The following is a 7,658-nucleotide window of genomic DNA, read 5'->3' as shown; positions in this document are numbered from 1 at the left end:
CCCAGAACCCATACAAATTTCTAAAGCACGAATAACCCGTTGTGGGTTATCTATGGCAATTGTATTATAGGCAACAGAATCTAATACTTTAAGTTGTTGTTGTAAAGTTTCTAAACCCTCAACCTCTAATCTATTATTTAATTGTGTTCTAATTGTTTTATCTACCTCAGGAAAGTAATCTAACCCTTTAGTAACGGCATCTACATATAAACCAGAACCACCAACCATAATAATCACGTTGTGTAATTTAAAAAGAGATTCTAAACGCTTTATGGCCTCTTTCTCGAAAGCACCAACATTATACTCTTCTATAATAGATTTATGGTGTATAAAATGATGTTTGGCTTCTGCTAACTCTTCTGGAGTTGGTGCAGCAGTACCAATTTGCATTTCATGAAAGAACTGACGAGAATCTGCCGAAATAATTTCTGTTTTAAAATGCTTAGCCAATTTAATACTTAAACTGGTTTTGCCAATGGCTGTTGGGCCAACAATGGACAGAAGTACCTTATTTGATTGTATAGATTTAATTTTGATTGGTTTAAAGTTAAAAAGCGGCTATTTGTTTATTTTATGCCCACACCCATAACAAAACTCAGCATTGTCTTTATGCCCTTCTATAGAACAGCTTGGACAAGATTGTGTATTTACAGGAACTTCTTTATCGTTAGTTTTTGTTATTTCTGAAGTCACAATTCCAGTAGGAACAGCTATAATACCATAACCCAAAATCATAACCAATGAAGCTATAAATTGTCCTATAGGCGTTTGCGGTGCAATATCTCCGTAACCTACAGTAGTTAAAGTAACAATACACCAATAGACACTTTTAGGAATATTTGTAAACCCATTCTCTTCACCTTCAACCAAATACATAATAGTCCCTAGTATAATAGATAGAATGATTACTGCAAATATAAACACCGAAATTTTTACACGACTGGCTTTTAGGGCACGAACTAAATTATTTGAAGCGCCTAGATATCTAGCTAATTTTAATATTCTAAAAACACGCAATAAACGTAATGCTCGCAATGCAACCAATGCATGTGTGCCCACAAATATTAACGATAAGTATTTTGGAATGGTGGATAATAAATCTACAATACCATAAAAACTAGTAATATATTTTAATGGTTTTTTTACAGAAACGATTCTAGCAATATATTCTAAAGTAAATAATATAGTAACAACCCATTCTCCAATATTTAATAAATCATGATATTTATTATCTATACTAGTAACACTTTCTAGCATAACTAATACAATACTAGCTAGAATAAATATAAGCAGCACAACATCAAATAGTTTACCAGCAGGTGTATCGGCTTCATAAATGACTTCATGAAGCTTCGTTTTCCAGTTTTTATGAGATGTTTGTTCTGTCATACTAATATCAAAAATACTAAAAGATTAATTACTTTTCTTTTAATACAATTAAAGAGTTGTTTTGGGTGTTTACAATATGTGAGAAAAAAGATTTTAAATGGTTGTAGTAATTAGAGGTATAAATAGCTTCATTAAAACTAAATTTAAAAAAGACCATTACGCTATCTCCTTCGTGTTTTGTATTTACTAATAGTACCCCCGTATTATTAGGTAACTTCATAGATAAACTTTTGGGTAATTCTACAACTTCATATTTACCATTTAAATCTATTTTAAAGTTATATAAATAAGCTTCTTTATATCCAAAATCTATAGGGTAGGTACGTTCTTGTAATTTAAAAGGGTTTTCCGAGATGTACTTAAATAAAAAAGGGTTTAAATAGATATTTTCGCCAATAATTTCTGGAGCTACAGTGACATTAAAAGTTTCTTTAAAAGTCTCACTATTCTTCTCTTTTGTGCTTACTTCATGGTTAGTAATATCCATAGCGGTGTATGCATCTTTATAAGCTTTAAGATATTCACTGCTATTACTAAAGTACTTGCGTTTAGCAGAAAGTGCATGGTATCCTGTTTTTTTAGATTTTATAGAACCTTCAATATTACCTTCATCGTTAAAAGTAAGTTCGGTTCTAAACGTTTTAGTTGTTGTTTTACTTGCTGTAAATGGAAGCCAATAACTTCCGTCTTTAAGATCTAATAGACGACCATATTGGTTTAGGCATCTAAAGGACAGTTGTCCGAACGCTAAATACGGATCTACTGCATCTAGTAAATAAGTATTCCCATCTATAGTAGCTTGAACTATTAAGTAATTAAAATCGGTAAGTACTGGGTATATTTTTGTTGCTAAGCCATTAGCTCGTGTAGAAATTAGTACAGTTTTAACATCGATGTCATTAGCGTTTAGCAAATTAAATAATAATAAGTTAATTTCTGAAGCGCGACCAGATTTACTCTTTACTAAGTTTTTTAAAGACACTTCTTTAAATAAATTAAACTCTTTATTCCAAGTATAATTTTCCTGTACATATTTAAAGATATCTTGAGCTTTTTTAAGCTGATTTTTCTCTTTAGCAATTTCTGAAGACAATAAGCCTTTTGCTATGCTTTTTTTATTTAACTGCCTTCCTATACTTTGTTCCGTCTTTAAATCTTTATCTGTAGTCTTCCATGTTTTGGTATAGTTTTTTACACCACCATCGAAACCTCTTAATATTTTTAGTTCGTAATCTACTCTAGATAAATAATTATCTCTTGTAGTCATAAAATCTTCCTCTATAAATGCAGGAACATTTTTCATAACATATTTGGTGATTAAACAGTCGGCAGAAGCACCAGTACCATCAACAAGACATTTTTTTTTCAATGTTGCTTCATTAACATCTAATTTTTGTTCTCCAACCAATTTTATATTGTACTCATAATTTCCAGGAATACTAGCTCTATATTCACTGTATAAAGTAGGAATGTCGTTTTGAAAAGACCAACCTCTATACTTAAATAAAAAAGGAGTTTCTAGTGTATAACTATACGAAATAACAGAGCCTTCTTTTATATTTGGAAGTGTAAATTTTACTCGTGTAATATTATTATTGTATTGCTCTCTAAAGATTTGATTGTTTTCTAATTTAGTTCTAACAATATTACCGTTTTCTATATTACTTGTTGTCGCTTGTATGTTGGATATTTTTTCTTTAGAACTACCTTGGTCATTATTGTAGAGTCCTACAATAACATTAGCATGACTGAATCCTTCACGGTCTAAAATTTTAATTTTTCGTTTAATTTCTGTTTTAAGTTTGTAACTATCTTGATCTAGATAAGAACTACCAAATTCGTATATAACAAGTGCATGAGCAGTTGAATCTTTTGAGAAGATATTAGTTTCTATGTCGTCTCTAGATACTATATAATTCTCTGAGTTAAATTTTGTTTGACCAAAGCCAATTATTGATAAGAGGAAAAAGGTTAAAAAAAAAGGAGTTTTCATTTATAGCGATATAATTTTTATTTTTTTATTACGTCTTAAATAACTTTGTATAATATGTTTATTATCTCTATTATTTTCCATAGGGGTTATAATAGACTCTAATACTTTTTTGTTGTTAATTTGATAATTTAAATTATAATAGCCTATACCTTTAAAAATACCATTCTCTATTAAAATGGCACTACGTTCATCAACTTCACGGCCACGATCTATAATAACCATGTTTTTATTTTCGTAACTATTTTTTGCTATTAATTGTTGTACTCTTTCATTATAAACTTCAGGATCTTCTTCTTGTATACATGCACCATTACATTCTTCTATATTATAGTTAAAGCAGCTAGAATCGGATTTATATAAACCAGTTAACTTCTGGCATAATTTAAATTTTTCTACAGCATTAAATAAAAAAGACTTTCCACTTTGTTTATTATTAAAAGTAGTAATAGCATTTTTACGCCCATCTGCTTTATCTAAATAGAGATTAAGGTAACCCTCATTATCTGTAAAACTATATAGTGCATGATTAAATTTTCTTTTTCTTAATGCACGATTAAGAGGAGGTCTATTACGTTTAATTTCTTCACTTTCCTTTAAAAGAGCAACAAGCTCGCTTCCTGTGGCATCGTAAGTAACAGTAGCAACTTGTTTTTGTATTTTTTTAGATTTTATATTGGTTCCTGTGAAATGTTGGTTTATTCTCTTTTTTAAGTTTTTGCTTTTACCAATATAAATAATATCGCCATTTGCATTGTGTATATAGTATACACCAGTTATAGAGGGAACACTACCAACAATATCTATAAGTTTAGGTTCTAATTGAAGTTTAGGTGTTTTACGTATAGAGTTTTGAATAATTGTTTTTTCTACATCTTTTGCTAATAGTAACTTAAACAGTTTTACTGTAGCTAAAGCATCTCCAGAGGCACGGTGTCTATCTGTTACTGGAATTCCTAATGCGCGAACTAATTTCCCTAAGCTATACGAAGGTTGATCTGGAATTAAATCTTTAGATAATTCAACAGTGCATAAGGTTTCACGCTCAAAGTTAAAACCTAAACGGCTAAACTCGGTACGTAAAATACGGTAATCGAAATTAGCATTGTGAGCTACAAGAATACTATCTTGAGTTATTTCTACAATACGTTTTGCTACTTCGTAAAATTTAGGCGCATTACGTAGCATTTTACTATTAATTCCTGTTAAGTTAACAACGAAAGGCTGAATCTCTCGTTCAGGATTAACTAAACTTATAAACTGATCTACAACTTCATGCCCATCAAACCTATATATAGCAATTTCTGTTATGCCTTCTTCATTAAACTTCCCTCCGGTTGTTTCTATGTCTACTATTGTGTAAATAAGTTATATTGTTTTATAAAGTTATAGCCACTTTTAAGAAAACTAAATGCTAAACAGCATAGTTTCTGGAGCCAAATATACTACTTCCTACGCGAACCATTGTACTTCCGGAAGCAATTGCTAATTGATAGTCTCCACTCATTCCCATAGAAATAGTATGTAAATTACAATTAGGAGTATTTAGTGACTTTAAATTATCGAAAGTTTGTTTTAATGTTGCAAATTCCTGTTGTATTTGCTTTTTATTATCTGTAAAAGTAGCCATCCCCATAACACCAACAATATTTACATGTTTTAATTCAGAGTATATTTCCGATTGTAAAAGTGTCTGCGCTTCTAGAGGTGTCATTCCAAATTTAGAATCTTCGGAAGCTATTTTTATCTGTAATAAGCAATCAATTTTACGATTGTGTTTTTGGGCTTGCTTATTAATTTCCTTTAGCAGTTTTTTACTTTCTACACCATGAATTAAATCAACAAAAGAGGCCATATACTTTACTTTGTTTGTTTGTACATGCCCAATCATATGCCATTTTATATCTTTAGGCATAACCTCTTGTTTTTCGGCCATTTCTCGAATTTTATTCTCGCCAAAAATGCGTTGCCCTGCATTGTAGGCTTCCATTAAGTCACTAACAGGTTTTGTTTTAGATACAGCTACTAATGTTACATGTTCTGGTAATGTAGATTTTATAGTATTGAGGTTGTTTGCTATGCTCATATTATACTTCAAAATTAGTTTTCGATACGATTTTTCATGCTTCAAAATTACTCTAACAGACGTTAACTTCTGTTTTTATATTATAATAATCTACTATTTTAAAACTCGTAAATAGTAACACCGCTTCTTAATTTGGGTTGAATATAAGTGCTTTTTGGAGGCATTTTTAAACCATCATTTGCAATTTGTTTTAAATCATCTATAGTGGCAGGAACCATACCAAACCCTACAATATATTCTCCATTATCTATTTTACTTTTTAAATTTACAATATCTTTTTTACCACTTAAATAATCTATACGTTCATTATTTCTTAAATCTGAAATTCCAAGAATAGGTTTTAAAATAGTTTTATACAACAGTTGAGCATCTAACTCATCTAGAGAAGTTTCAAATTTAAAATTAGTTTTTCTAAGATATAGAGAGTAAAACTCCCCATCTAAATACATACTAAAATGATGTTTTTTTGAAGGTTTATAAGGAAAAATCCCCCTATTTTCAATACGAAACATAGCATCTAACTTAATTAAAAACTCTTCCTTTGTTAGCCCGTTTAAATCTTTAACTAAACGATTAAATTCGTGTATTCTTAAATCAGATTCAGGAATAAGGTAGCTCATAAAAAAATTATAAGGTTCGGTACCATTATGCGCTTTATTATTTATTTTTAAATCGTTACTTAACAATTGAGAAGAAGACGATCTGTGGTGCCCATCTGCTATATATAGTGTGTCCATAGCTTCAAAGGCTTTTGTAATAGATTCTATATGTGCCTTATCTTCTATTAGCCATAAATAATGGGTGTCTCTATAAGTTGTAGTAAACTCAAATTCGGCACGTTGTTTTTGTGTGTGTGCTATTATGTTAGAAATAATGTCATTATCTGGGTAGGTGAGTAGTACTGGTTCTGCGTTAAACCCTACAGTTTTTAAATAGTCTTTAAAAACAATCTCTTTACTAGCTATAGTATCTTCATGTTTTTTTATAACATCTGTTTCATAATCTGTTACACTAGCAGCAGCAACAATACCATTAAAAACTTCTTTTTCTCTATTTACAATTTTATAACTATAATAGGCAGGAGTTTGGTCTTGTATAAAAACGTTATCTTCTTTAAATTCTAAATACCTGTTTTTTACCAATTGATAGCGCTCTTCTCCAGAAATCTCTTTGTCGTATTTGTAGCCAGGATTTACAATATGTAAAAAAGAAAATGGATTGTAATCTAATCGTGCTTCACGCTCAGCTTGAGTATAGCTTTGGTAAGATCTAGATGCTACTAAACTTACTTTATCTCTAGTTGGTCTTACTGCTTTAAATGGAAGTATTTTTGCCATAGTTTTCAGTATTCGTGTTTTTTACTCTCTATTATTTTTTATAAATAATGTAGGATCTAAATAGCCAATTGTTTCATTAGAGTAACCATTACCAATATCTAAAGTTAAGGCATCTCTAATTTCTAAGTGCAAGTGCGCGAGATAGATTCCGTTGCAGTTACCTATTGTTGCAATTTGGTCTCCTTTTTTTACAAAGCTACCTTCTGTAACAACAATACTATCGCAATGTGCGTATAAAGATTTATATAGTTTATTATTATAATAATGTACTATTTGGGCAACATTACCCCAACCGCCTTCATAATTTTTTACTTCTGCTATGTATCCATTAGCAATACTGTAGATAGGGTCGCCTAAATCTGAGTTTCCGCCACCCACACCATTCCAGTCATCACCTAAATGATTATTTTCTCCAAAAGGTTGAGCGTTGTAGTAGCCTTTAGCATCTGGTTTACCTACAGGAAAGTCAAAACTATTTGCTACAAAATTGGGATTAGATTTAAATAAAGCTCTATAATTAATAACGCCTTTGGTGGTATCTTCTATTGTTATTTTTGAAGTTGTTTCGCTTAAAACAATAGTATCTTCTGTTGCTTGTTTTGTTTCCATTTTACAAGAGACGATAACTAATATAACAATAACAGATACTATTGTTTTAATATGAAACTTCATATTTTACATTTTATATAGATTAAGCGAATTGTTTAGCTACTTTTTCAGCTTTTCTACTTTCGCTATAATCGTAAAATCCTTCACCAGATTTAACACCTAATTTACCCGCATTAACCATATTTACTAATAAAGGACACGGTGCATATTTAGGGTTTTTAAAACCATCGTACATTACATTTAATAT

At 30.4% G+C, this 7,658-nt stretch carries 8 protein-coding genes; all 8 read right to left on the bottom strand.

Annotation, left to right across the window (positions count from 1 at the left end; translation table 11 throughout):
* Positions 1-522: tRNA (adenosine(37)-N6)-dimethylallyltransferase (locus ACVC2P_RS07615; RefSeq protein ID WP_452597884.1), on the bottom strand; the 522-nt coding region annotated here is incomplete at its 3' end.
* A gap of 36 nt (positions 523-558) precedes the next feature.
* Positions 559-1,389, bottom strand: a complete 831-nt coding sequence (locus tag ACVC2P_RS07610; protein ID WP_452597881.1) for an ion transporter — start codon at positions 1,387-1,389, stop codon at positions 559-561.
* Positions 1,390-1,417: 28 nt separating this feature from the next.
* Entirely contained in the window at positions 1,418-3,382 is a 1,965-nt protein-coding gene (locus ACVC2P_RS07605) for a DUF3857 domain-containing protein (RefSeq protein ID WP_452597880.1), read from the bottom strand.
* Entirely contained in the window at positions 3,383-4,744 is a 1,362-nt protein-coding gene (locus tag ACVC2P_RS07600; protein ID WP_452597883.1) for an exonuclease domain-containing protein, read from the bottom strand. It lies immediately after the preceding gene.
* A gap of 49 nt (positions 4,745-4,793) precedes the next feature.
* Positions 4,794-5,465, bottom strand: coding sequence for a YggS family pyridoxal phosphate-dependent enzyme (locus tag ACVC2P_RS07595; protein WP_452597879.1), 672 nt, complete (start codon positions 5,463-5,465; stop codon positions 4,794-4,796).
* A gap of 98 nt (positions 5,466-5,563) precedes the next feature.
* Positions 5,564-6,802, bottom strand: coding sequence for a DUF1015 domain-containing protein (locus tag ACVC2P_RS07590; protein ID WP_452597878.1), 1,239 nt, complete (start codon positions 6,800-6,802; stop codon positions 5,564-5,566).
* Positions 6,803-6,823: 21 nt separating this feature from the next.
* The gene (locus ACVC2P_RS07585) at positions 6,824-7,474 is read right to left on the bottom strand and encodes a M23 family metallopeptidase (RefSeq protein WP_452597877.1); all 651 of its coding nucleotides are present in this window, start codon (positions 7,472-7,474) and stop codon (positions 6,824-6,826) included.
* Between the two features lie 19 nt (positions 7,475-7,493).
* On the bottom strand, positions 7,494-7,658 hold a 165-nt coding region (locus ACVC2P_RS07580; protein ID WP_452597882.1), incomplete at its 5' end, for a 3-hydroxyacyl-CoA dehydrogenase family protein.

The sequence above is a fragment of the Pontimicrobium sp. MEBiC01747 genome, assembly GCF_053601635.1.
Note: the sequence above shows the minus strand (reverse complement) of the source record. Positions and strands in the feature narration are given on the sequence as shown.

Bases quoted from the DNA above. Each gene is read 5' to 3' on its own strand.
- ACVC2P_RS07610 (WP_452597881.1), bottom strand. From the start codon at position 1,389: ATGACAGAACAAACATCTCATAAAAACTGGAAAACGAAGCTTCATGAA.
- ACVC2P_RS07605 (WP_452597880.1), bottom strand. From the start codon at position 3,382: ATGAAAACTCCTTTTTTTTTAACCTTTTTCCTCTTATCAATAATTGGC.
- ACVC2P_RS07595 (WP_452597879.1), bottom strand. From the start codon at position 5,465: ATGAGCATAGCAAACAACCTCAATACTATAAAATCTACATTACCAGAA.
- ACVC2P_RS07590 (WP_452597878.1), bottom strand. From the start codon at position 6,802: ATGGCAAAAATACTTCCATTTAAAGCAGTAAGACCAACTAGAGATAAA.
- ACVC2P_RS07585 (WP_452597877.1), bottom strand. From the start codon at position 7,474: ATGAAGTTTCATATTAAAACAATAGTATCTGTTATTGTTATATTAGTT.